The following is a 24,039-nucleotide window of genomic DNA, read 5'->3' on the forward strand; positions in this document are numbered from 1 at the left end:
CTTCAGCTTATTCCCCTTCAAGTTTTTCAGCAAGATATGTCCATCTTTCCATTGTATACTCTAACTTTTCGTTAAGCTCTTTTTCTTCTTCTAGAAGCAGGCGGACCTTTTCAAAATCACTGCCGGCTGCTGACATTTCGGCTGTGATATCCTTCAGGCGACCTTCGACTTGCTCCATTTTCCCTTCGATTTCTTCCCATTCCTTACTTTCCGCATAAGTAAGCTTTTTCTTCTTCTTTTCCGTTCGATTAGGCTGTGGCTCGATAGTTTTTTGAGGAACCGTTTCTTCTGTCTTTTCCTCTAAAAACTCAGAGTAGTTTCCGTAATAAAAATCTATTTTACCTTTATCTTTGAAGACGAGTAGTTGGTGACAAGTTTTATCAAGAAAGTACCGATCATGCGAAACGGTGATGACGACTCCCGAAAACGTTTCTAAATAGTCTTCAAGGACTGTCAAGGTTTGTGTATCCAGGTCATTTGTCGGTTCATCCAATAAAAGGACATTGGGTGAACCCATCAAGATGTTCAATAAATAAAGTCGTCTTTTTTCTCCTCCTGAAAGTTTCCGTATCGGAGTGCCATGCGAACCCATGGGGAACAAGAACCTCTCAAGCATTTGTGCAGCGGATATGAAGCTACCATCTTTAAGAGCAATTGAATCAGCCGTTTGCCGGATATATTCGATCATTCGGAGATTTTCATCCATATCGATGCTTTCTTGTGTATAGTAGCCGATTTTGACGGTTTGCCCGATTTCAAGATTTCCACCATCCAACGGTTCGCGTCCGGCCAAGATATTCAATAGTGTGGATTTTCCACTTCCGTTATTACCGACAATCCCAATACGATCGCCTGGCTTGAAAAGGAAAGATAAATCTTTGATAATTGTCTGATTACCGAATGATTTGGAGACGCCTTGCAGTTCCAACACTTTTTTCCCTAGACGGGCGCCGCTTAATTCCATTTCAAGGCTTTCGTTTTTCTGCTTATCCTTAACACCGGTTTCTAACGTTTCAAAACGTTGAATCCTAGCCTTTTGCTTCGTTGAGCGCGCCTTGGCCCCTTTGCGGATCCAGGCCAATTCTTTTTTGAAGAGACTCTCTTTTTTTGAACGTTCAGTTGATTCATTTTCTTCCCTTATGGCTTTTGATTCAAGGTAGTCTGCATAATTCCCCTTGTATTCAAAAAGCTGAGCTTGAGCTATTTCCCATATTTTATTGGACACACGATCAAGAAAATATCGATCATGGGTCACAAATAAGACGGATTTCTGATACTTTGATAAGTATTCTTCCAACCAGGTGATACTTTCAAAATCCAGATGGTTGGTTGGCTCATCCAAAATGAGCAAATCAGGAGTTTCTATCAATGTCTTTGCCAATGCTGCCCGTTTCTTTTGTCCACCTGAAAGCTCACCCAATTTCCGAGAATGATCAGGAAGGCCTAGCTTAGTCAAGATTGTCCGGGCATTGGCGCTAGTATCCCAGGCATTAAGAGCATCCATAGATTGTTGTTGCTTCAATAATCGATTTTGCACTTCACTATTTTGGGGATCGATTTGCAATTGCACCAATGTTTTTTCATATTCTTTTATCAAGGAGAATACGGGTGTCGAACTTTCATACATATACTCCATAATGGTCAATTGTTCATCAAAGTCAGGATCTTGTGATAAATAAGAAATTGTATAGTCATTCGGATGATCCTTCGTACCCAGGTCACTTTCTTCCAATCCAGCTATAATATTCAACAGCGTGGATTTACCGGTCCCATTTATACCGACGATCCCGATCTTTTCACCTTCACTGATGGATAAAGAAACATCTTTAAAAAGAAGCTTCTCTCCTTGGGTTTTCATTACATGTTCCATGCTAAAAACTTTCATAAACGTACATCCCATTCCTTATAGAATTCTTCTAGAAAACGAACCATGTATTCATGGCGTTCACTCGCGATATTCTTCGCTGTATCTGTGTTAAGCAAGTCTTGTAAACGTAATAATTTTTCATAAAAATGGTGGACGGAAGAGCTTTTACCCATTCGATATTCCTGCTTGGTCATCTCTTCACGGACCGAGAGAGATGGATCATACATAGGTTGTCCCTTTTTACCCCCATACGCAAATGTTCTTGCAATTCCAATCGCCCCGAGAGCATCCAAACGATCGGCATCCTGAACAATTTCAGCTTCGATGGACGTCAGATTCACTTCTCCAGCACTGTAGGAAATGGTAGAAATAATCTCCTTTATCTCCTTAACCGTATTCAGGTCCACCCCGGTCATCTTCAACCAATCATCGAGCTTATTCCAACCTGCTTCCATATCATCATTCAATTTATCATCTGGAATATCATGAAGGAGGGCTGCCATCTCGATTATGAATTCATTACCCTTTTTTTCTTCACGTGCAATATGTAAGGCCAGCTTCCGAACCCGATTGATATGATACCAATCATGGCCACTGACATCAGATTTTAATTGTTCGTAGACAAATGATTCCGTTTGTTCAATTATTGTTTTTTGCATTTCACCACTCCATGTCCTTTCTATTTTACCATGGTTCTAATTTTTAGAAAGGGAAATTGCCCTAAACTTCCTTGAACCAACTGATCCCGATTGTCTGTTCACCTGTATGCACCCCTATTGCACTACCTAGTGGTGATATATGTATTTTCACTTCTGGAAACTCTTCTGTAATCCTCTTTTCCCATGGTTCGGCCTGAACGGGTGAACCTCCGTACAAGATACTGCATTCTTTTACCTTGCCCAATGAAATGGATTTGCGTAATTCATGGAATATTTGATTTTCCGCTTTCTTAAGATTTCGAGTTTTCGTTTTGGTTTGCAGCAACCCATTCTCTATGGTTATGATCGGTTTTAAGCTCAATAGACTTCCAAGGTAATACTGAGTCCCCGTTAACCGCCCACTCCGGTGTAGTTGGTCTAATGAGCCAATCAAGACATATGTCTCATGGCTATCTGCATACTTCCGTGTAAGGGTGAAAGCTTCTTCCATTGAGAACCCGCTGTTTATATAGTGCATGAGCCTTTTTAATAACAGAATCATCGGATACGATATAAGCAAGGTGTCAAAAACATCCACAGGTATCGTGACAAGTTGTGCTGCCTGACGGCTTGAGGAGACCGTCCCACTCAATTTACTTGAGAGATGGATGGAAACCACCCGATCATAGTCTTTTTCAAGTTTCCTATACAACTCGTAAAAGGTGCCCACTGATGGCTGGGAGGTGGTCGGGACCTTATTTTCCTCCTTCATTTTGCGATACAGTTCTTCAGGTAGTAGGTCGACACCATCTTCGTATTCCTCACCATCCATGATGACAATCATAGGTACGACATATACATGTTCATTTTGAGATAGTTCCTCGTCCAATAAAGCCGTACTGTCCGTAACCCATGCAATTCGTTCCATTGTTTCCCTCCTGGGTAAAATAGTTGTTACCTATTATATTCCACTTTATCCCCATTTTTCCCCCTTTAAATTACGGACCCTTTTATTCCTTAAATAAAAAGCCCACCGATAAGAACACGGTGGGCCATTGAATCATGATAGCAATTTTTTTATATCTTCTTCCATTTCAAGCGGTTTTGTTTTGGGAGCATAGCGGTTCACAATATTCCCTTCACGGTCGATCAAAAATTTGGTGAAGTTCCATTTTATTGACTTCGATCCCATCATTCCTGGTGCATTCTCCGTTATATAGCTAAATAGCGGGTGAGCGTCTTTTCCATTCACATTCACTTTCGCAAACATTGGAAAGGTTACACCGTGATTGAGCTTACAATAGGAATCGATTTCAAGCTCGTCGCCAGGCTCTTGGTTGAGGAACTGATTGCAAGGAAACCCTAGAACTTCCAGACCGTCCTCTTTGTATTGCACATATAGGCTCTGCAGGTCATCATACTGTGGTGAAAATCCACATTTACTAGCCGTGTTAACTATAATCAATACTTTTCCCTTGTATTCCTCAAGCGAAATGACATCACCATTGATCTTTTTCACTTCAAATTCATAAATGGACATATATGATCTCTCCCTTTAGCCCTGATGAGGTCATTTTACCTTAAGTGAAGGAAACTTTTCCAGTTTGAGTGTTCTTGATTAGTTATTTAAAGAACCTTCAACAATTTGTATGGATTGTATTAGATACTCTACCATATCTTCTAAATCTTCCATTTGCTCTTCCTTTATAAGTCTTCCGAAAGAAATACCAAATGTTGAATGGCATGATGAGGATGGTTCTTTTTCACTAACCGTTTCAGAAGTAGTCAATTTAATGATTCTCTCACTCCCCCAAAGGGTCTCGAGTTCAATTAACATATTTCTAACTTCCAAGCTGTTGAGCTTTCTCGGTATGGAAATGAATAAATTCACGGCACAACCGGAATGCGTTTCATTCAGGTTTGACTGCAGCAGCTCGGAACTTAAATTCTCCAGTGAAGCGTATACCTCAAAGCCGCCGGTCACAGAATCAGTATGCTCTGATTCTTTCATTTCTAACTCAATTTTATATTTCCTTGCAAGTGTTGAGAGATTGACGATATCATCACGACCAATAACCAATATATCCCCAATGAGGTCGCGGTCATATACCGCTCCTTCCAATACCACTTTCATATTCTCATATGCTGTAGGATCAAACAATATCCATATACCCCTCTTCTAGATTCTTAACTGTCATAAACAAGTTTTATATAACTCATCATCATTTTACCATTCTACAAAATTCTTATGAGGATCTAAAAAAATAAAAAAATTGCTTTTCTATTTTTAAATTTTCTATATAATTGAAATATTATGATTTCACAAAGGAGGCAAAGCTAACTATGCCAATCAAAATACCAAGACACCTGCCAGCTAAAGAGATTTTAGAAGAAGAGAACATCTTTGTAATGGATGAGGAACGGGCAATCAGCCAGGAAATCCGGCCATTAAATATATTGATTTTAAACCTTATGCCTGAAAAAGAAAAAACAGAGGCACAGTTACTGCGTTTTCTTGGCAACACGCCTATTCAAGTAAATATATCATTTCTGGGTTTGAGTACCCATGAATCCAAAAACACAAGTAAATTTCATTTAAATCAATTTTATAATTCTTTTGCAGACATTCGTTCAAAAAAATATGATGGGATGATCATCACGGGAGCACCTGTCGAAAAGATGGACTTTCAAGAAGTTAATTATTGGGAAGAATTAAAAGATATCATGAACTGGTCAAGCAAAAATGTCACATCCACCCTACATATTTGTTGGGGGGCTCAAGCAGCTCTATACCACCATTATGGTATAGGTAAATATGAGCTTCCGGAAAAATGCTTTGGCATCTATAAACATGAGGTTCTTGAACCGAATGAAGACCTCGTCCGTGGCTTCGACGATTATTTCTTGGCTCCTCATTCTCGCTATACTGACATAGATTATCAAAAGTTAGTGAATCATCCCGAACTGAAAATCTTAGCACAATCAGATCAAGCCGGTGTGTTAATAGCCGCTTCAACCGATTCAAAGAGAATTATGGTGACTGGTCATTTCGAGTATGATGCGGGAACGCTCGGTGACGAATATAAACGCGATATTGAGCGCGGAATCGAAACCCAGCTCCCCGAAAACTACTTTCCGGATAATGACCCATCTAAAACTCCGTTGCATCGTTGGAAAAGTCACTGTAGCCTCATGTTTTCCAACTGGCTCAATTATTACGTCTATCAATCCACGCCATATGATTGGGATTGAAAGCGAAAGAAAAAAAGGGTCTTTGTCCGTTGATTGCCCTTTTTGGGGGAACCTGCCACACATCTGTCTAATGAAAAATCCTGATGAGAAACTCAGGATTTTTTTATTTCGCACTAGAATGAAATGATATTGAATACCTATGTCTGTTAAATGCAAACGTGTATCTACTCATCCTTTTTCTTCATTCTCAAATCATTCATTTACTACTCTTCTATTATCATAAAAAAAGGAATCTAATTTTACTTTTTAAGACTCTTTATCGCCAAAATATACTTCTTCATAGGGCTGGACAACAATAAACCCCTGTCCTTCGAATTTCATCTGAACTGACTCTCCGCTTCCTCTCCCAAAAAATGATTTCAAGGATACATCCGTTACGAAGTCTGGCTGTAAGTTCCCTGACCAGGCGACGGTCGCATTTGGATCTGTATAGACTGGCTTTCCCTCTTCAACAAGTAAAGTGAGGGGTTCGTAGTGTGATGTGAACGCAACCATCCCATTTCCTTCAAGCCTGACATTGAACAATCCACCAGCCAACAATCCGGCAATGCGTCTCATCATTTTAATGTCCCATTTCACACTTGATTCAAAGGCAAGTAAATCATTGCCGTTTATACAAATGGCCTCTCCATTCAATTGTATAATCGAAATCTTCTTTCCTTGGTCGGCCACATATAGCTTCCCTTTCCCTGTCGCTTTCATTAAAGAGGTACCTTCACCAGTAAAGGCTTTCTTAAATAATTTTCCAATCCCATGCTCCAGCATGCCTTCTCGTTCGAACTTAATACTGCCCCGGTATGAAATCATCGTCCCCATTTTGGCCCAGATTTGTTGTTCGAGATTGATTTCAAGAATTCGTTCCGTCTCCAGTTCAAATAATCCCTGGCCCTTATCCTGCTGTTTCGTTTTTTCGACAAATTGATTGATATGATATTTTTCCATCATTGAATACCTTCTTTTTGAAAGAGGAAGAGCCACATAAATGAAACGGATTGTTTCAATTCTTTTGAAAAGTGACCTAGCTTGGAGTAGTCCACCCCTCTTTTTTCAACACCAGTCTCAGCGACTAGCTTCCAACCAGTAGATAGTGCAAGCTTTTCAAATTCCCAGGCCTGCATCGTATTCATGATCACATCTTCACCAAATAACCGTTGGTAACTAAATTTTTTACGAGGCTCCGCCGTAGGTCCTAGTATTCCAAAACATACATATCCCCCGGGCTTTATAATTCGATGTATTTCCTTCATCACCGTCAGTGGCTCACCAGTATATTCAAGTGAATTGATCACCAAAGCGGCATCCATTTCATCATCCTTAAATGGGAGACTGTAAAAATCTCCTTGAGTAAAAGAAAGGCCGGGTTGTTGGTCGGCATTTTCCTTAGCCAATTCAACCATGACGGTTGAAAGGTCCACACCTGTAACAGCGTAACCGGCTTGGGCGAGTTTTGAAGAACCGACTCCGTCTCCGCAACCTATATCCACAACCTTCGATCCCGACTCCACATACTCGGAAAAGAAAGGGATGATCTTTTTACGACTACCGGTCTCCCACATTTCCTGTGAATTCTTCGCCCATGTCGGGGCAAAAACATCCCATTTCTTTTCTGCTTCTTTATGCCAAGTTTTTACATTCAAATGTCATTCCCCATTTCACATAGTTTTTCAGATTTACTGATCGCACCTTTTTCATGATTTAAATGGATATATTTTATGGTATTTCAAAATATCCCCTTTATAATAGCTATTCTGTTTTAAGACTAAAAATCCTCTTTTCCCCGTCATGTGGTTGCTTATTTAAGAAACGAATGATGGTTTTAGAGCAAAAAAAAACTGCCCATGGCAGCTTATTTTGCATTTTCTTCATTTTTCTTTTGTATATTTCTTAAATCCTCAACCCGGCTAGGTGATTCCTCAAAGAATTCTACAAGGTCACCAATTCGGTCTATCGCATTCCAGCTCAGGTGATGCTCGATTCCTTCAACATCATGGTAGATATTTTCTTCCTTGACCCCTATCAATCGTAGCATCTGCTCCAATAATTCATGACGGTAAACAAGTCGTTTACCCACTTTTTTACCATTTGCTGTCAAAACCAAACCACGATACTTCTCATAGATTAAATACTTTTCGTGGTCTAGCTTTTGTACCATCTTCGTCACTGAAGAAGGATGTACAGATAGGTTTTCAGCAATATCCGAAACCCTTGCATATCCTTTTTCTTCTATAAGTAAATATATCTGTTCTATGTAATCCTCCATGCTCGGTGTAGGCATCAGGAATCCTCCCATTCAAACGCATATCTAAAAATCTTACTATAAAAACGACCCTGAAACAAGATTATATCGTCTCAGGGCATGGTAGAAACGCTTAATTTTGCTTAACTGGTTGATCCGATATAAATTTAAAAATTACCTTCTTCTCGGTATCAGACCAAATTAAAGCAGCATCAAACGTCTTGTCCCCTTTTTTGAAACCACTGATCACATCGGTTTCTCCATGGGATAAAAGCTTTTTAACATTGACCTGACTGATTTTTTTATTAAGGATTTTTTTTGAGACGGTAAAGTTACATTTGGTTTTCTGATAACTTGCACATCCATAGAATTCCCCTTTATCGACAACTTTAGCACCACATTTCTTGCAACTTCCTACTGATGTCACACTTTTTTTCTTAAAACCCGGTCTTTGAATCGAATCGATATCTAGACCTTGAAAGTCCCAGGCTTCACAAGACTCAACGGCATCGCTAATAATCTTTGTGGACATCTTTTTAACGGCTTCCATGAAAGCACCCGCGGAAGCCTTACCTTCCCCGATTTCCCTTAGGCGCTGCTCCCATTTAGCCGTCATTTCTGGAGAAGCAAGGATTTTCTCGCCAATTGCTGTAATGAGAACCTTCCCTTTATCGGTTGCAAATACCTGGTTTTTCTTAACATCAATATATTTTCGATCTTTCAGCATGGTAATGATCCCCGCACGTGTCGCTTCGGTTCCTAAGCCTTCTGTTTTCATCAGGACCTTTTCAAGCTCTTCATTTTCCAGATGCTTTCCCGCCGTTTTCATCAAGGTTATTAGCTGACCCTCTGTATAACGCTTCGGTGGCTGGGTTTTTCCTTCTTTCACTTTTACCTTGGACACTAGCCCAGAATCGCCTTGTTTAAGGAGGGGTAAAAGAACATCATCATCTTTCTCATCTTGAAAAATGACCTTACGCCACCCTTCTTGAATCTGTTGTTTACCCTTTGAAATGAACTCGGCCCTCTTCTCGACCTTTGTCTTGATCGTCGTGTAATCAAAAATGGCTTTTTCATAATGTGCCGCAATCAGTCTTCGTACCACTAAATCATATATATTACGTTCCTCACCGGAAAGTCGTTTTGGATCTACAACCTGTTCTGTCGGAATGATGGCATAGTGATCCGTAACTTTTTTTTCGTTAACAAATCGTTTATTGTCGCTGATACTGGAGATAGGTAACGGGAAAAAGGGTTGATATTCTGAAAATCCACTTAATTTTTGCATAATGTCCGGAAATGTTTCAGCTTCGCCTTTAGTGACATAGTTGGAATCCGACCGTGGATAGGATACAATTCCTTTTTGGTATAAACTTTGAACGATATCCAGGGTTTTTTTAGGTGAGTACTTATAGAGCTTATTCACAGTTGCTTGCAATGACGACAGATTAAATAAGAGCGGAGGCTGAAACTCTTTTCTTTCCGTTGTCATATCGGCAATTTCAGCTTCTTTTCCCTTACAAAATGCAGCTATTTTCTCTGCCATCTCTTTAGTCTGGATTCTCGAATCATTATTTTGTTGCCATTTTCCCTGATACTTCTTTCCATCCATCTTGAAGTCTGCAAATACTTCCCAAAACGGTTCTGATTTGAACCGTTCGATTTCCAATTCCCTTTTGACTATCAAAGCAAGGGTTGGGGTCTGAACGCGACCTGCTGAAAATACATCCGATACACCCTTTTTTTTCAAGAGAATGCTATATACCCTTGATGCATTCATGCCTACTACCCAATCCGCACAAGCACGCGTATACGCTTCATGATAAAGTGGCCTGGTTTTCTCTTCACTGATTAGATTTTGAAACCCTTCATATATGGCCTTTGGAGTCAGTGAGGAAATCCACAAACGTTTCATCGGCTTTTTGACATGACATAGTGAAATGATATTACGTACAATCAATTCCCCTTCGCGACCAGCATCCCCAGCATGAATGATTTCATCAACATTCGGTTTACTCAGCAAAGTCTTGACCACATTGAACTGTTTGGCCTTTTGGCGGGTCACTTCGTATTGAAATTTATCCGGTATCATCGGCAGGGTATCAATCGACCATTTTTTCCAGTTAGAATGATAGGTTTCCGGTGATACTAGTTGACATAAATGACCGACTGCCCACGTTACATAAGCGCCATCGGGGAAAAGCTCGTTTGGCATGATTTCTATATATCCTTGCTGTTTCTTCGATTTAAATTGAGCTGCCAATGTTGAACCTTGATCAGGTTTCTCGGCAATGATCAGCTTCATATTCTCTTCACCTAATCCGTTACAAAATACTTTCACACTTATATTATACCTTAATTATGAAAATCGGAAAGATAGGGGGTCGCTTTTGTCCCAGGTCCCCATTTGAAAACATTGAACTATCCTGCTGCAGTCAGGTAGTCAGTTCGAAAATGATATGGCATTTGTAGACGACATAAAAGGCCGACTATCCATTTGATAGTCGGCTTTTCATATGAGTTGCTTCATTAATATGCTTACTTAAAGATAATAGAGATTATTTCCTCAGTCTCCATTTCACTATCTATCACATAAGAACCCGGACGTAAATTGTTCGCCTTGCCCTTCTTTTCGACTTCATTAAAGAAATCTTGGGCATTCGGGATGATTTTCGACCGTTTAAGATGTTTACCAACATCAATGCTGGTCATGCCTTTGGTAACTTTCAGGACCGTCCGATAAATAATCTTTTCGCTCGTCCCTTTTTCAGCTACCTCCTGGTTGGCTTTCAATTCATCAAGTTGCTCTTGATATTCTTTTTCGGTATGAATGACATACCCTTCAGAAGTTAACTTGTTTTTCATCTCATCATCAGATAATTTTTCTACTGTTTTTGTGCTAGCCGTTTCTTCAGAATCGAAGAAATATACTGCTCCGCATATACCTGCTGCAACAAGAATGCCACCGGCAAAGCTGCGCATCGATTTAGATGTCATTGACAACTTTTCTCCTTTCGTTCTTTGCTTTTATGTAAGGAGCAAGTAGGTTTTCTATGTCTTCAATAGATCGTTCTTTTTTTGCTGCTATGCTATCGATTGAATATCCACGTTTATATAAATCTAGTACATCGTGCAACAAAATCCACTTCTCAGGGGGTCCAGACAGTAAACCTGCTTCTTGTGCCATTATTTCAGCATCTATCTCAAGACTTCTTATTTGCATTTGTAATTGGCTTACTTCGTCTCCAAAAGTACTTGTAACCTGTTCAATTTGCTGTTCTACTTTCATCGAATCCGTCTTTATAAACGAAAAAATGAAGAGTAAAACTGCCACACCAAACAAAATGGCTAACGTCCATGACATCATTCTATTTCCTCCTTAACCTTATAAATCCTTCTAGCTTACTCATTATAGCTGGATTTAGTCGAAAACTCGATTTTAATTAGCCGAACCTTGATAAAACAGAACAAAAGTCATGTATTTATGACAAAAAAATACGTGATTACTAAATTATTAAAGATTTTCATGTATAATCCCCCATTTTCCAATCCCTAAGATTCTTCTACTCTTTCTCACTCTTACTAGCCATTTCTCGTGTCCCCGCTTTAACGTATAATAAATGACAAATAATTTTTTACACGTTAGAATGTATGTAATCACGAATTACTATGAAAGATTTTTTAAAATGATTATATTAATGGATGATCTTTTTATATAGAAGGAAAAACTAGCAGCAGCGATTACTAAAGGAGGATACGATGAATATAAAGGTCAAGAATATTCCACACTCAATGCAAAGTGAATTGAAGAAAATCCAAATGAAATTAAATCCCTTATTGAAGAAAAATATGAAGTATGGTTTCTTCTCCACCGTAATGATAGGATTTTCCGTTATAAACCTTTTTTTCCTCTTGTTTATGAATGATTCTTATCCTATTTCTAAAATAGCACTATGTATTTATGCACTAATAGGTGCAATAGGATTTGCTTTAATGAAAGAAAATAAACACAACCAAAAAGAAATAGTGAAAATGAGCCAAAAGTTTGTCCTTGAGAGAATGAAAAAAAGTACCTATCTAACGGATGCAAGAAAAAATAATTATTATCAAAAAGTGAATGAACACCCTTTTTTAGCGATGAATGTTTTTATTGAGTTTCTGGCCGAAGAAGAACAAAGAAAGAACAACTCCTCCCATAGTTAAATCCGTTAACAAAATCTAAACAAAAAATGGAACCCGACATGATAAGTCAGGTTCCATTTTTTAATCTAGTTCCGATCTTTTTGCCCTCGCCGTCATCGCCTTGTCCTTATTCCAAACCTTTAACTTCATATAAATGGTAGCAAGCCCGATGATTATGATGAATATTAAACTGATGAAGAATCCAGGACGTATCTCCTTTTCAAGAAGGGTTCCACTAACTGTTATAAGTATTAAAACAATCCCGAAAATAGCAATGACTTTACTCCACAATTTATGTTCGAGAATTTTAAGCGAAGAAAGTATGATGAAACCCCAATTATACAAAAGTAAGATACCAGCTGATGTTGTAATGTATTCATAAATCTTTCCTGGCAGTAGTAAAGCTGTAATAATGGACCCCAGGAGCCCTATGGCTGCCAGAACGAGAGAAGGTAACGGAAGGTCTTTAAACTTCTTTATCTTCTTCATGAAAAATGAAGGGGCATTTCCATCATCCGCAAGTGTCACCAACAAATTGGTTACCCCAAATAATGAAGCGGTCATCGTTGAAAAGCCCGCTATGATGATGGCTCCATTAAAAACATGTGGAAAGAATGTAAGATGATAACTATCAATGGCTGTTACAAAGGGACTTTCCTTTTCACTGAATGCTTCCATCGAAACCATTGTCACGGCTAATCCTAAAGATATTACATAGATGATGGTCAGAACTAAAAGCATGATGGTTCCTGCCTTTTGCGCATCTTCTTTCTTTTTCAATTGCATTGCCATCAGCCCTATCACTTCAATGCCGCCAAATGCATAAAAAGCATAAATGAGCGATGTCCAAAAACCTTTCATCCTTTTTGGAAATAATTCATGGTACGTATTCGGAAATGAAGGCGGCTTTCCACCATCTAATCCAAACCAACCAACTACCGCACATATGGCAATGATGATAAACATGAAGATAGCCGCTGTCTTGATAACTGCAAGGATGTTTTCAACTCTGTCAAAACCCTTTGTTCCCAGCAAAACGACCACTATTGAAACAAGCGCGAATCCAGAGGCAAATAGCCATAATGGCACCTTTGGAAACCAAAATTGAGAGAGGAGAGAAAGTGCTGTTAGCTGGCTACCCATTATCAAAATATTAGAGGACCAATAATTCCAGCCACTGCTAAAGCCAGCCCATCTTCCGAATGCTTTATTAGCATAATAACAAAATGAACCCTTTTGAGGGTCTGCAGCTGTCATTTTAGCAAGCAGATTATATACGATATATGTACCTAACGCAGCCAATACAAAGGAAAACACAATGGATGGCCCAGTTGTTTTAATTCCTATTGTCGAACCTAGAAAATACCCTGTCCCAATCGTGCATCCGACACCGACTAAGGATAGCTGCCACCATTTCATGTCACCTTGTTGTTCACTTGAAACAGAGTTTTTAGCGGCATTCCCTTTTGCTGAGCTGCAATTGGCTTCTGTTTTCATAAGAATTCCCCCTTCCATCATCCATAGTATGAATAAACCTACAATGAATTATGTTAGAAAGAAGTTCCATAATGAAATAGAAACGCGGTAAAGAGATTTAGAACCTTATGAAACGATGGCTTTAATGCCTTGATAAGCAAAATAACCACCAAAGCCTAAAAGTGATGCACCCGAAGTGATGGATATGACCCTTAAGCTTCTTTCTGTTAAAAATCTCCTAAACCCATTCGTCAATAAGGCTACAAAAAAATCCCAGCAAGTGAGGCCCAGAAATATCATCCCGCTATAAATGAATACCTGCGACGTACCATAACTGGTTGCGGTTTTAGCTAAAATCGACCCGTATATCCCTAACCAAAACAAAATGGATAATGGACTGGTCACCGACATAATGAACCCGGTTAAAAAACAGGAAAATAAGGAATCCCTATTTCTATATTGATTTAAGGTTATTTTGTTGGACTGTACAACGCTTTCGACCCCCGTATAAATGAGAATGAATCCACCAAAGAGCCAAAGGAAAATTTGAACGACTGGTATCTCTAAGAACCTTACCATGCCAATATAAACTAAAATCATGAAAATGGCATCTGCTATCATGGATCCTGCCCCAACAATCCACGCATGCCAAAATCCATTCTTGATTCCTTTATCTATTCGAGCGGAATTTACCGGACCAATTGGGGCAGCAAGGGTTATTCCTAAAAAGAAGTAACTTAAAAGTAAATGTACACTCAAAAGCATCCCTCCATTCGTTTAGGTAATAACTTGTACATTCTATGTGAAAATCCCCAACCTATTACCTTTACCTGGAATATATTGCTCACATGGATCCAAAGGTTTTCCATCCCTTCTGACCAAGCTTTTTAGGATTATAAAAAAGTTGGTTTGAGAGTCCGCTCGTTTGAATACATTCAAATTAAGACATATCGACGAAGAGGTGATACTTTGGATTTAGTTGTTTTTTTAAGCTACGTATTCTTAGGCTTGTCAATAGCGGTTCCTATCGGTCCTATTAATGCTGCTCAATTGGACATTGGAATTAAGAAAGGGTTTTTCCATGCCTGGATTTTCGGCTGGGGCGCCATTTTAGCGGATACTGTCTTTATAGCCCTTGTCTTTTTTGGTTTTATCCATTTTATGGACAACTCCTTCCTGAAGACGTTTTTATGGATTTTTGGATTTTTCGTTCTGACTTATACAGGGATTGAAAGCCTCCTAAGCGCTGGAAAGATTGAAGTGAATAATCAAAAGTCCAATGACCGACTTGCTTCTTCATTCTTATCTGGGTTCATTATGTCGCTTTCGAACCCTTTATCCATTTTGTTTTGGTTAGGTATTTATGGTTCGGTACTTGCAAACTCCGTTTTAAAATATGATATGTCTCATTTACTCATTTATAGCTTGGGAATTCTTCTTGGACTTTTATTATGGGATTTCACGATGGCTATCGTCTCCAGTTCCCTTAGACGATTTTTATCGAAACCTATACTCACAGGCATTTCGATAATATCGGGAGTTTCTTTAATAGGAATCGGTATATACTTTTCCATTCAAGCAGCAAAGCTTTTATTTACATAAGAGTCATTACCTTTCGTAAACAATGATAATAAGAGTGCCTCTTCTTCCATGTCAGGTGTAGGTATAGCCTGACATTTTGTTTCACTCAAGTGCCCGAAACAACCTGTACGCACAAAAAAAGAGAATGCCTAAGCATCCTCTAAGTACTAACATTCCTAACATAGAAACAGAAACGTTCTGGTATGTATTTCTCAATAGTTAATCTATCTGTCATTTATCTAAATGAGTATCTGCAACGACCAAGATTTTCCCAGCCTTGATATCCTCTACATACTGTTTTGCTTCAGCCTTATCCAATCCAAAATCCATTAATGGTTTTTCCAATCCACCTGCACCTGATGCTGCACCTGCAGCAGCTCCACCAAATGTGGCAAATAACGGGCCTGCGGCCAAAATTGGTCCGATGCCAGGTACTGCAAGTGCACTCATTCCAATAAGTAGACCAGTTAAACCAACTGCCCCTCCCGCCGTTGCACCCGCTATAAATCCATCCGTTTTAGTAGGACTCACTTCTTCAATTTCATTAGACAAATTCTTACTATCTTTTGCCACAACTGAAATCTGATCGGATGTATATCCTTCTTTCTTTAACTGTTCAACTGCTACCATTGCTTCATTTTCATTATTAAAAATTTCTATAAATCTCTTGTCCATGGTATCTGCTCCTTTAAAAAGTAATGTACTATACCATTACCCGTTAAAATGCTTTACTAATCATCATGAACTAGAATGCTTCTACTCTCTTATTTGACCTTGACCATATATAAAATACTTGCTTGAGGTCAAGGCAGGTAACCCCATAGGTCCACGAGCATGAAGTTTTTGCGTGGAAATGCCAATTTCGGCACCGTATCCGAATTCGAAACCGTCTGTAAAGCGTGTCGAAGCATTATGATAAACAGCGGCTGCATCTACCTTTTTCAAGAAGGTCGCCGCATTTGAATCGTCGTTGGTAAGGATCGCTTCGGAATGCTTCGTACCATAACGATTAATATGTTCGATGGCATCAGATACATCCTTGATAATTTTCACACTGATTTTCAGTGCTAAATATTCAGCGGACCAATCTTCTTCCGTCGCCATTTTGGCTGGTGAAAAAGCGGCACAGACCGTATCATCCCCAAATATCTCTATACCTCTTTCATCCAAGGCTTCTAATAAACGATGTCCATGGCTTTCAAACCAATTTTCATGAACTAGCAAACTTTCAATGGCATTGCACACGGAAGGGCGCTGAGTTTTTCCGTTCAAGACTACCTTCTCCGCCATAGCCGGATCAGCCGTTTCATCAATGAAAATATGACAATTGCCTGCCCCGGTTTCAAGAACCGGAACACTTGACTCTTTCATGACGGTTTCAATTAAATTCTTTCCTCCCCGAGGAATCAAGACATCTAAATAATCGTTAAGATGGAATAGCTCTTTAGCCGTTTCACGACTGGTGTCTTCAATTAGTTGAACGGCATCCACGGGGATGGCTGTACCCTCTAATGCCTTGTGGATAGACGAAACCAAGGCCTTATTAGAAGATTTGGCAGATGAACTACCACGTAAGATGACTGCATTACCCGTTTTCAAAGATAAAGTCGCAGCATCTATGGTCACATTCGGCCTTGCTTCATAAATCATGCCAATGACCCCAATCGGAACTCGTAGCTTTTTAATCAATAAGCCATTATCCTTTTCAATCGTTTCTAGTTCTTCGCCAACTGGATCTTTTAAGTCAACTAAAAGGCGAATGGCCGCCGCCATATCTTCAATCCGTTTTCCATTCAGCATGATGCGGTCCAATACCGATTCATTCATTCCTTTTTGGCGGCCCATATCTAGATCCTTTTTGTTTTCGGCCAAAATGTATTCCTTATCTAAGACCAGGCGTTGAGCTACTTTTTCAAGTGCCTCATTTTTCACTTCAGTAGACAGGCCGATCAGCTGATAACTTGCGCTCTTGGCCGCTTTTCCTTTTGCTAACACTTCACTCATATCCATAAACCCCCTTGAATTTTTTTGATTAAGCTTTCACCCATTTATCACGATGGATGACTTCTATCGAAGAAAGGACAAGCTCAGTCGTGCGCTTTCCCATCGCCTGCTTCAATTCGGAGGATGAGTATAGAACCTCTCCACGTCCCAAAACACCGCTGGCACCGAACACTTCGACGACATCCCCCTTAGTGAAGTTCCCTTTGATCTCATATATCCCTGCAGGTAATAAGCTGCACCCTTTCGAAACTAAAGCCTTTTCAGCACCTTCATCGATGTAAATCGCCCCTGACACTTTTGAATGAAGGGAAATCCACTGCTTATTTTTGGTAACAGTCGTTAGGACCTCATTGCCGATATATGTGCCATCACCGTTTCCTTCTAGGATGGTAAGGAGTTTCTCTCTCCCCTCTCCGGATCCAATAAACACCTTAACTCCCAGGGAAAGGGCTGTCTGAGCTGCAATCAGCTTAGATTTCATACCACCCGTACCCACACTTGACCCCGCACCTTCAGCCATTTGCAGCAATTCTTCGGTAATTTCAGAAAGCTGGCCGAATCTGCTAGCCATGGGATTAGTCTGCGGATTAGAATCATAAAGCCCGTTTATATCGGTTAGGATGATTAACTGGTTCGCATGGACAAGGCCGCTAACAAGGGCAGATAACATATCATTATCCCCGAATGTCAGTTCCGCAATGGATACGGTATCATTTTCATTAATTATCGGAAGAATCCCCCGCTCAAGCAATTCCATCAATGTAGCATAGGCATTTTGATAGCGTTCTTTATTCGAAAAATCATTTCTTGTTAACAAAATTTGCGCCGGGACGATCCCGAATTGGCCCAGTTGCTCCATATAGGACTGAATCAATAGACTTTGACCGACCGCGGCTGCCGCTTGTTTTCCTTTTAATGTAACAGGCCTTGTCGGATAACCTAATTTACGAAAGCCAGTTGCTACCGCTCCGGATGAAACTAAAACCACTTCATGCCCAGCTGAACGTAAGGCCGCTACTGCGTGAATATGATCGGAAAATTTCTTTTGGTCGATTTCACCTTGGTTGTTTGTTAAAGAACTACTTCCTATCTTTACAACGATGCGCTTCTTTTCCATCGATTTTTTCCTCCAATAAATATCTTAAAAATGAAAAAAAACCCTTTTCATCCTCGAAATAAGGACGAAAAGAGCTCTCTCCGTGGTACCACCTTCATTGGATGCACATGTATACATCCCACTTTACCTAATAACGCCAGGGTTCGCGCCTATGTTTTGCATAGGACTCAAGAAGCAGGTTCTGCGCTTTTCTGTCGCGGGTCTTCCAGCTATAAACTCCGCTCTCTGTCACAGTAATATTTCGCATACTAATCTTCTCTCAACGTTCATTGTTTTAATATAGTATGCAAAATTATCGTCGTGATGTCAACAACATTCCAGGTGCCTTACTAAATCTTAAAGGGGCATTGCCGGACCGAAAAACTCATAATGAATTTTTTCGGAATCGACCCCTAGCTCCTTCAAGTGAGTGATGATCGTTTTCATAAATGGTACAGGACCACATATATAATAATCTGCATCCGCTTTAATATGATTGCTTAAAAGCTCAACATCCATGTATCCTTGTTTTTCATAGTTTGGAAGATCTTGATCTTCTTTACTAGGGTTCTTGAAAACATACGATAATTGATAGTTTACTAGCTTTTGTGAAAGTCCTGCCAATTCTTCTCTAAACGGCTGAACTGCCCCATTCTCACAAGCATGGACCAATTGTACATCACGTTCAGACTGTAGGTCAGCAAGGGAATGCATCATACTCATGAAAGGCGTGATTCCAACACCTCCGCTAAGAAAGACAATTGGTGATTGTTTTTTTAAGTCCAGGGTAAAGTCTCCTGCAGGAACCGTCGCCTCAATACTATCCCCAACTTGAATGGCATCGTGCAGGTGGTTCGAGACCCTTCCATCAGGAGAGACTTGTGTTTTTTCTTTTTTGACGGAGATACGGAAATATTCTTTTCCTGGTGCATCCGATAAACTATATTGACGGTTGAATAAATACTGTTCACCCTGGATTTCGATGCGTACTGTTAAATATTGCCCAGGTAAATATGATGGGACAGCTTCTCCATCGGCAGATTTTAAATAGAAAGAAGTTATGACTTCACTTTCCCGTACCTTCTTAATAACAGTAAACGGTTTGAAATCAGTCCATCCCCCATTCTGGTTAGATGCCTGGTCATACATTTCCTTCTCCATGTTAATGAAAACATCAGCTATGACACCGTATGCATCTCCCCATGCTTGAAGGATCTCCTCGGTAGCTGCATCACCCAACACTTCCTTGATAGCAGCCAATAAGTATTCTCCGACAATAGGATAATGCTCAGGTTTCACAATAAGGCTTCTATGTTTTTGAGCAATTTGTTTAACTGCCGGTAAAATCGTTTCAAGCTGGTCGATATATTTAGCGGCAGCTAGCACCGTGTTCGCTAATGCGTTTTGTTGACGCCCCTTTTTCTGGTTAGTGTGATTAAAAATATTCAATAGCTCTGGATGGGCTTCAAAAAGATTTTTATAAAAAACAGTTGTAATGGTAGTACCATGCACTTCTAATACAGGCACGGTGGATTTTATGATATCAATGGTTTTTTGAGATAACATGTTTAGGCTCCTCTTTTGAATAAACAAGTATTTTAAATACATGTTTATTTTAAAACCAAATATCGATAAAAGCAATATCTAGAATACTTCTTTTTAGCACTTTAGCATTGATGTTAAAAAATGTTCACATTTATGATATAGTCAAAGGGATAGAATGTGAGGCGAAAAACATGAGGCTAACGAGTTATTCAGATTATTCACTAAGAGTTTTGATTTACCTAGCTTCCCAGGAACAAAGCACGTTGACAAATATAAAAGAGATTTCTGAAGTCTATCATATATCTAAAAACCACCTGATGAAAATTGTCTATAACCTTGGTAAATTGGGCTATATTGAGACAGTACGCGGACGAAATGGTGGGTTACGGCTGGCAAAAAAACCTGATGAGATAAATGTTGGAGAATTGGTCCGTAAAACGGAGGAAGATTTTTACTTAGTAGAATGCTTCAAAGATGATGATAACTGTGTGATTTCTCCCGTATGTTCTTTAAAATTTGTACTTAATAATGCCTTAGACGCTTTTCTTAAGGTTCTTGATCAATATACAATTGCCGATTTCGTTGAAAATAGAGTAATGCTAAAAGCCTATTTCGATTCGGTAAAGCCAAAGGACAAAGAGCCCGATATTTAAATCCGGCTCTTTTTCTCATTAACTTATGATCCGCTCAATTTGTAATTCCTTTTCCATTCTTAAATCCACGAAACCTGCATCGGTTTTCATCAGTACTTTAAGAGGGTCATATGGGTTTATCATGATAATCGTCCCAATCTGCTGATTCGTCAGCACGACTTCTTTTCCCACTAGCGTTTCCATCAAGGAATTAATGAATACCAACAAAATTTCAGGATTGAATTTTCCGAACACATCTCGGTTCATTTGTTCGATGACCATATAAAATGGCATGGCCTGATGATAAACCCGATTTGAGGACATGGCATGAAACACATCAGCTATTGCTACGATTTTGGAAAGATAGTAAATATTATTCCCGTTCAGGTTTAATGGATATCCATGCCCATCCTCACGCTCATGGTGCTGAAGTGCCGTCAATGCTATAGAAGGATGGAGCCCTGGTATGTTCTTAAGTAGCTCGTATCCATAAATCGTATGCCGTTTCATTTCTTCATATTCTGCAAAGGTTAGTTTCCCCGGCTTGTCTAATAAACTCTCAGGTATCCTAGTTTTACCCACATCATGAAGGGTTGCCGCTAATGTAAGATTGGAGAGACTTTCACTCGACAATCCGAGCTTCTTCCCTAAATAGGTCGCTATGATCCCGACCCCTATATTATGCTTATACGTATATTCGTTTTTGGACTGCATTTCTTCGAATAAGTAGTAAATATCCGGAATCCTGGCTGCCTCTTGAATGACTGGGACAATTTCCGCTTGAATTCCGTCAATTGTCCTGCGTTGAATTTTCTCTTCTTTGCGTATGTCATCAAATATATTCTTTATTTGTACCGTAATATCGTTTATTTGGTGGTGTAGGTGATCCCCCATTTTTTGTTTATCATGAAGGTCACTAACTGACTCTTGGTTTTCTTTTGTCTTTTTATTCAGTTCTTCCAACAAAGAATCGATTTCGGGAATGGTAAGCGGTACTTTCCACTCTTTATTTAACTTTCCTTTTCTTTTATTCATAGCTCCACACTTTTCCTTCTTTTTCCCTATAATACCATATTATTCTATGTTATTGTGAAAAAAGTAGGACCCACTTCTTATACCTGTGTATCATCAACCAGTTTGTTTCCCAGCTCTCTTAATTTTTCTCCCACAGTACACTGTGATATACAGAACTTATGAGCATATGAACGACCTTTATCTTTTCGGAATTGTTTTTGCAGAAAGCAATCCTGGCAGTAAGATACAATCACCTCTTCTACTTCTTCATATATTTTTTTCCGATTCATCGCTATTACGACTCCTTTGATCAATAATTTCCAAATTACTAAAAATGGATTCACCTTGAAGAGCGAGTGTTGCCAAACGATCCGCTTCCTGATTCTCCTTCCGCGAAATTGGCTTATAGACCGGAATGATTTTCATCTTTTCCAGTTTCGCTTCTATGCGATCCAACCATTTATTTAGGGTCTCTTCCATGCATGGCCAATCTCCCGACAATTGATTCAATACAACAAGGGAATCTCCTTTAAAGGAACAGCTTTGATGATGCACACCCAAGTCTTCCATCCGATTCAACGCCTCATAAAATGCAGCATACTCCGCTTCATTGTTGGATTCCAATTGTTCAAGCTTTACATTCGAGCGATTGCGGAAGTGTTTTTTTCCCTGCCGATAATAAATGGCTACGCCTATTCCAGCAGTTTTTTGATCTTTTTGGTAGCCCCCATCAAAAAAGACCGTCACATCCTGCGGCTCCTCTTCAACCACTGTCAAAAGTTTCTTTAATTCTTTCTTCGTCCATGTTGTATCGAAATCATCCTTGAATTCTACGTCCTTCAGTCGGCCCGTTTTTTCAAGGTCGTCAGCTATGATTAAAGCACTTCCGGCATCAAGCCAATCTGAAGTGAAATCCGCTGAAGGTTTCCTGGAGGTTTTATATTTCCAATGCATGATTACTTTCAATGATTTTCAGCTCCTTAAAATCGCTCTATTTTATACGATTAGGTTCGACAATTTTCATACCTATTTTCCGTAATACCATCTATAATATAAAATATACTATTAAATATTCTTATAATATTCCTTTATAGTAGTTCCCTAAACAACACGAATTTCTCACTTTGGAAATGAAAATATTTTTCGTTTCCAAAGTGAGAATGATATAGGAAACAAGTTTTAATCATATCATATTAATATTGTGTACTCGAGGAGGAACATCATGATTGAAGTGTATATAGATGGTGCAAGTGCCGGAAACCCTGGACCAAGTGGCGCAGGCATTTTCATAAATAATAACGGTGTGGTAGAGCGTCATTCAATTCCACTTGGCTGTATGGAAAACCACGAGGCGGAATACCATGCATTAATTAAGGCTTTAGAGATTTGTGTTGCCAGTAATTATCAAGTCGTCTCATTCCGAACGGATTCCCAGGCAATTAACCAGGCTATTGAAAAGAAGTTTGCTAAAAAGAAATACGGGCCCTTGCTTTATGAAGCACTTAAACTAACCGACCAACTAGAGTTGTTTTTCGTGAAATGGATACCAAGTATAGAGAATAAATCGGCGGATGAGTTAGCTCGACGGGCCATACGTCTGAATAAGGATCAACATGAAAAAGACTGCTGATGCAACTTTACTATTCGTGGTATTTATTTGGGGTGTCACATTTGTAATGGTTCAAAATGCCATCTCTTTTCTCGAACCCTTTAGCTTTAATGCTGTCCGCTTTCTCATTGCCTTTCTGTTTTTGCTTGTACCATATTTTTTGACTTTACATAAAAAAGGGAATAGATACCATAAAGAAACAATGTTGGCAGGACTTCATATCGGGGTTTGGCTTTTCTTGGGTTATGCCTTTCAAACAAAAGGGCTAGAGTTAACGACTCCTGCAAAGACAGGCTTCATTACTGGATTAAGTGTGGTGATGGTCCCCGTTTTTTCTTTGGTGCTCCTAAAATTGAAGCTGTCACGCAATACGGTTTTGGGAGTCGTTGTTGCAACTTTTGGGCTTTACTTAATGGCATTCGTTGACCATTCATCTGTGAATGTCGGGGATTTCTTAGTGTTTCTGTGTGCCATCAGCTTTGCCATGCAAATCATCACGACCGCAAAATATGCAAAAACCCTTCCGGCGCTTCCATTGACGCTAATACAAATAGGAACGGTATCCCTTTTATCCTTTCTCTCCGCCTTGCTTTTTGGTGAGAATTATTCAGTAGTCTTCAAGGCTGAGGTCATGCTACAGCCAGAGGTTTGGACGGCCCTATTAGTAACTTCAGTCTTGGCCACCTCATTTGCTTTTTTTGCACAAACCTATTTTCAGGCGTATACGACGCCCACTAGGGTTGCCTTGATTTTTTCTATGGAACCTGTATTTGCTGCAATGACCTCATACATATGGATTGATGAAAAATTGACAATCGCTTCTTTAACCGGTTGTGGATTCATTTTTGCCGGCATGATTCTTGCTGAACTGCCACAAAGAAAATCTATACCGAGGGAAGTAACGTAA

General features: G+C 39.5%; 26 protein-coding genes and 1 other annotated feature. Of the genes, 6 read left to right on the forward strand and 20 right to left on the reverse strand.

Going from position 1 to position 24,039, the window contains the following annotated elements; all coding sequences use genetic code 11:
* Window positions 1-7 precede the first annotated feature (7 nt).
* The 5 genes from ACIQXH_RS00595 to ACIQXH_RS00615 all read right to left on the reverse strand — a co-directional run bounded on the left by ACIQXH_RS00595 (window position 8) and on the right by ACIQXH_RS00615 (window position 4,666).
* Complete coding sequence (locus ACIQXH_RS00595) at window positions 8-1,885, reverse strand: ABC-F family ATP-binding cassette domain-containing protein (RefSeq protein ID WP_403121824.1); 1,878 nt, start codon at window positions 1,883-1,885, stop codon at window positions 8-10.
* A complete protein-coding gene (locus ACIQXH_RS00600) occupies window positions 1,882-2,526 on the reverse strand; it encodes an HD domain-containing protein (protein ID WP_402956786.1) in 645 nt (214 codons plus the stop codon). Before ACIQXH_RS00600 ends, ACIQXH_RS00595 begins: the two co-directional genes overlap by 4 nt.
* 61 nt (window positions 2,527-2,587) lie before the next feature.
* Window positions 2,588-3,433: a DegV family protein gene (locus ACIQXH_RS00605; protein WP_402956784.1), complete on the reverse strand. Its 846-nt coding sequence runs from the start codon at window positions 3,431-3,433 to the stop codon at window positions 2,588-2,590.
* Between the two features lie 132 nt (window positions 3,434-3,565).
* Window positions 3,566-4,045 (reverse strand): glutathione peroxidase, encoded by a 480-nt coding sequence (locus tag ACIQXH_RS00610; protein WP_402869026.1) that lies wholly within the window; start codon window positions 4,043-4,045, stop codon window positions 3,566-3,568.
* Window positions 4,046-4,123: 78 nt separating this feature from the next.
* On the reverse strand, window positions 4,124-4,666 hold the full coding sequence (locus ACIQXH_RS00615) for a hypothetical protein (RefSeq protein ID WP_403121826.1): 543 nt from the start codon (window positions 4,664-4,666) through the stop codon (window positions 4,124-4,126).
* Between the two features lie 182 nt (window positions 4,667-4,848).
* On the opposite strand from ACIQXH_RS00615, the gene metA reads away from it, so the two are divergent.
* Complete coding sequence (metA, locus tag ACIQXH_RS00620; protein ID WP_403121828.1) at window positions 4,849-5,757, forward strand: homoserine O-acetyltransferase MetA; 909 nt, start codon at window positions 4,849-4,851, stop codon at window positions 5,755-5,757.
* A 246-nt stretch (window positions 5,758-6,003) separates the two neighbouring features.
* Here the strand turns inward: metA and ACIQXH_RS00625 are convergent, their stop codons facing one another.
* From ACIQXH_RS00625 to ACIQXH_RS00650, 6 genes are all read right to left on the reverse strand, one after another.
* Window positions 6,004-6,699, reverse strand: a complete 696-nt coding sequence (locus ACIQXH_RS00625; protein WP_402988802.1) for an AIM24 family protein — start codon at window positions 6,697-6,699, stop codon at window positions 6,004-6,006.
* Complete coding sequence (locus tag ACIQXH_RS00630) at window positions 6,699-7,394, reverse strand: class I SAM-dependent methyltransferase (protein WP_403121830.1); 696 nt, start codon at window positions 7,392-7,394, stop codon at window positions 6,699-6,701. Before ACIQXH_RS00630 ends, ACIQXH_RS00625 begins: the two co-directional genes overlap by 1 nt.
* Before the next feature lie 209 nt (window positions 7,395-7,603).
* Window positions 7,604-8,032 (reverse strand): transcriptional regulator MntR, encoded by a 429-nt coding sequence (gene mntR / locus ACIQXH_RS00635; protein WP_402869035.1) that lies wholly within the window; start codon window positions 8,030-8,032, stop codon window positions 7,604-7,606.
* A 94-nt stretch (window positions 8,033-8,126) separates the two neighbouring features.
* A complete protein-coding gene (locus ACIQXH_RS00640; protein ID WP_403121832.1) occupies window positions 8,127-10,298 on the reverse strand; it encodes a DNA topoisomerase III in 2,172 nt (723 codons plus the stop codon).
* 233 nt (window positions 10,299-10,531) lie between these two features.
* Window positions 10,532-10,990 carry an aminodeoxychorismate lyase gene (locus ACIQXH_RS00645; protein WP_402956778.1) on the reverse strand — a complete coding sequence of 153 codons (459 nt, stop codon included), beginning with the start codon at window positions 10,988-10,990 and terminating at the stop codon, window positions 10,532-10,534.
* Window positions 10,980-11,360: a hypothetical protein gene (locus tag ACIQXH_RS00650; protein ID WP_402869039.1), complete on the reverse strand. Its 381-nt coding sequence runs from the start codon at window positions 11,358-11,360 to the stop codon at window positions 10,980-10,982. Before ACIQXH_RS00650 ends, ACIQXH_RS00645 begins: the two co-directional genes overlap by 11 nt.
* A 392-nt stretch (window positions 11,361-11,752) precedes the next feature.
* Between ACIQXH_RS00650 and ACIQXH_RS00655 the strand changes: the two genes are divergently transcribed.
* Entirely contained in the window at window positions 11,753-12,196 is a 444-nt protein-coding gene (locus tag ACIQXH_RS00655; protein WP_402869040.1) for a DUF5392 family protein, read from the forward strand.
* Window positions 12,197-12,256: 60 nt separating this feature from the next.
* Here ACIQXH_RS00655 and ACIQXH_RS00660 read toward each other — a convergent pair whose 3' ends face one another.
* Both ACIQXH_RS00660 and ACIQXH_RS00665 read right to left on the reverse strand, forming a co-directional pair.
* Complete coding sequence (locus tag ACIQXH_RS00660) at window positions 12,257-13,672, reverse strand: amino acid permease (protein ID WP_403121834.1); 1,416 nt, start codon at window positions 13,670-13,672, stop codon at window positions 12,257-12,259.
* 105 nt (window positions 13,673-13,777) lie between these two features.
* A complete protein-coding gene (locus ACIQXH_RS00665; RefSeq protein WP_403121836.1) occupies window positions 13,778-14,410 on the reverse strand; it encodes a LysE family transporter in 633 nt (210 codons plus the stop codon).
* Between the two features lie 210 nt (window positions 14,411-14,620).
* On the opposite strand from ACIQXH_RS00665, the gene ACIQXH_RS00670 reads away from it, so the two are divergent.
* Window positions 14,621-15,253 (forward strand): LysE family transporter, encoded by a 633-nt coding sequence (locus ACIQXH_RS00670; RefSeq protein ID WP_402869045.1) that lies wholly within the window; start codon window positions 14,621-14,623, stop codon window positions 15,251-15,253.
* Between the two features lie 210 nt (window positions 15,254-15,463).
* Here the strand turns inward: ACIQXH_RS00670 and ACIQXH_RS00675 are convergent, their stop codons facing one another.
* The 4 genes from ACIQXH_RS00675 to hmpA all read right to left on the reverse strand — a co-directional run bounded on the left by ACIQXH_RS00675 (window position 15,464) and on the right by hmpA (window position 19,898).
* Window positions 15,464-15,907 (reverse strand): general stress protein, encoded by a 444-nt coding sequence (locus ACIQXH_RS00675; protein ID WP_402869047.1) that lies wholly within the window; start codon window positions 15,905-15,907, stop codon window positions 15,464-15,466.
* 81 nt (window positions 15,908-15,988) lie between these two features.
* On the reverse strand, window positions 15,989-17,236 hold the full coding sequence (locus tag ACIQXH_RS00680; protein WP_402869049.1) for a glutamate-5-semialdehyde dehydrogenase: 1,248 nt from the start codon (window positions 17,234-17,236) through the stop codon (window positions 15,989-15,991).
* 28 nt (window positions 17,237-17,264) lie between these two features.
* Complete coding sequence (gene proB / locus ACIQXH_RS00685; protein ID WP_402869051.1) at window positions 17,265-18,353, reverse strand: glutamate 5-kinase; 1,089 nt, start codon at window positions 18,351-18,353, stop codon at window positions 17,265-17,267.
* A 57-nt stretch (window positions 18,354-18,410) separates the two neighbouring features.
* Window positions 18,411-18,625 (reverse strand) — a binding site (T-box leader).
* Between the two features lie 64 nt (window positions 18,626-18,689).
* Window positions 18,690-19,898 (reverse strand): NO-inducible flavohemoprotein, encoded by a 1,209-nt coding sequence (gene hmpA, locus ACIQXH_RS00690; protein ID WP_402869053.1) that lies wholly within the window; start codon window positions 19,896-19,898, stop codon window positions 18,690-18,692.
* Window positions 19,899-20,068: 170 nt separating this feature from the next.
* Here hmpA and ACIQXH_RS00695 point away from each other — a divergent pair, with 170 nt between their 5' ends.
* Window positions 20,069-20,530 (forward strand): RrF2 family transcriptional regulator, encoded by a 462-nt coding sequence (locus ACIQXH_RS00695; protein WP_402869867.1) that lies wholly within the window; start codon window positions 20,069-20,071, stop codon window positions 20,528-20,530.
* 18 nt (window positions 20,531-20,548) lie between these two features.
* Here ACIQXH_RS00695 and ACIQXH_RS00700 read toward each other — a convergent pair whose 3' ends face one another.
* The 3 genes from ACIQXH_RS00700 to ACIQXH_RS00710 form a co-directional block, all read right to left on the reverse strand.
* Complete coding sequence (locus ACIQXH_RS00700) at window positions 20,549-21,544, reverse strand: HD-GYP domain-containing protein (RefSeq protein ID WP_402869054.1); 996 nt, start codon at window positions 21,542-21,544, stop codon at window positions 20,549-20,551.
* Window positions 21,545-21,621: 77 nt separating this feature from the next.
* Entirely contained in the window at window positions 21,622-21,813 is a 192-nt protein-coding gene (locus ACIQXH_RS00705; RefSeq protein ID WP_402869055.1) for a zinc-finger domain-containing protein, read from the reverse strand.
* Window positions 21,791-22,489, reverse strand: coding sequence for a ribonuclease H family protein (locus tag ACIQXH_RS00710; RefSeq protein WP_402869057.1), 699 nt, complete (start codon window positions 22,487-22,489; stop codon window positions 21,791-21,793). Before ACIQXH_RS00710 ends, ACIQXH_RS00705 begins: the two co-directional genes overlap by 23 nt.
* 256 nt (window positions 22,490-22,745) lie before the next feature.
* On the opposite strand from ACIQXH_RS00710, the gene ACIQXH_RS00715 reads away from it, so the two are divergent.
* Both ACIQXH_RS00715 and ACIQXH_RS00720 read left to right on the forward strand, forming a co-directional pair.
* Window positions 22,746-23,153 carry a reverse transcriptase-like protein gene (locus ACIQXH_RS00715; protein ID WP_402869059.1) on the forward strand — a complete coding sequence of 136 codons (408 nt, stop codon included), beginning with the start codon at window positions 22,746-22,748 and terminating at the stop codon, window positions 23,151-23,153.
* The gene (locus ACIQXH_RS00720; RefSeq protein ID WP_402869061.1) at window positions 23,137-24,039 is read left to right on the forward strand and encodes a DMT family transporter; all 903 of its coding nucleotides are present in this window, start codon (window positions 23,137-23,139) and stop codon (window positions 24,037-24,039) included. Before ACIQXH_RS00715 ends, ACIQXH_RS00720 begins: the two co-directional genes overlap by 17 nt.

Origin of the sequence: Peribacillus sp. NPDC097225 (assembly GCF_044761955.1) — a bacterium.
Lineage (GTDB): Bacteria > Bacillota > Bacilli > Bacillales > DSM-1321 > Peribacillus.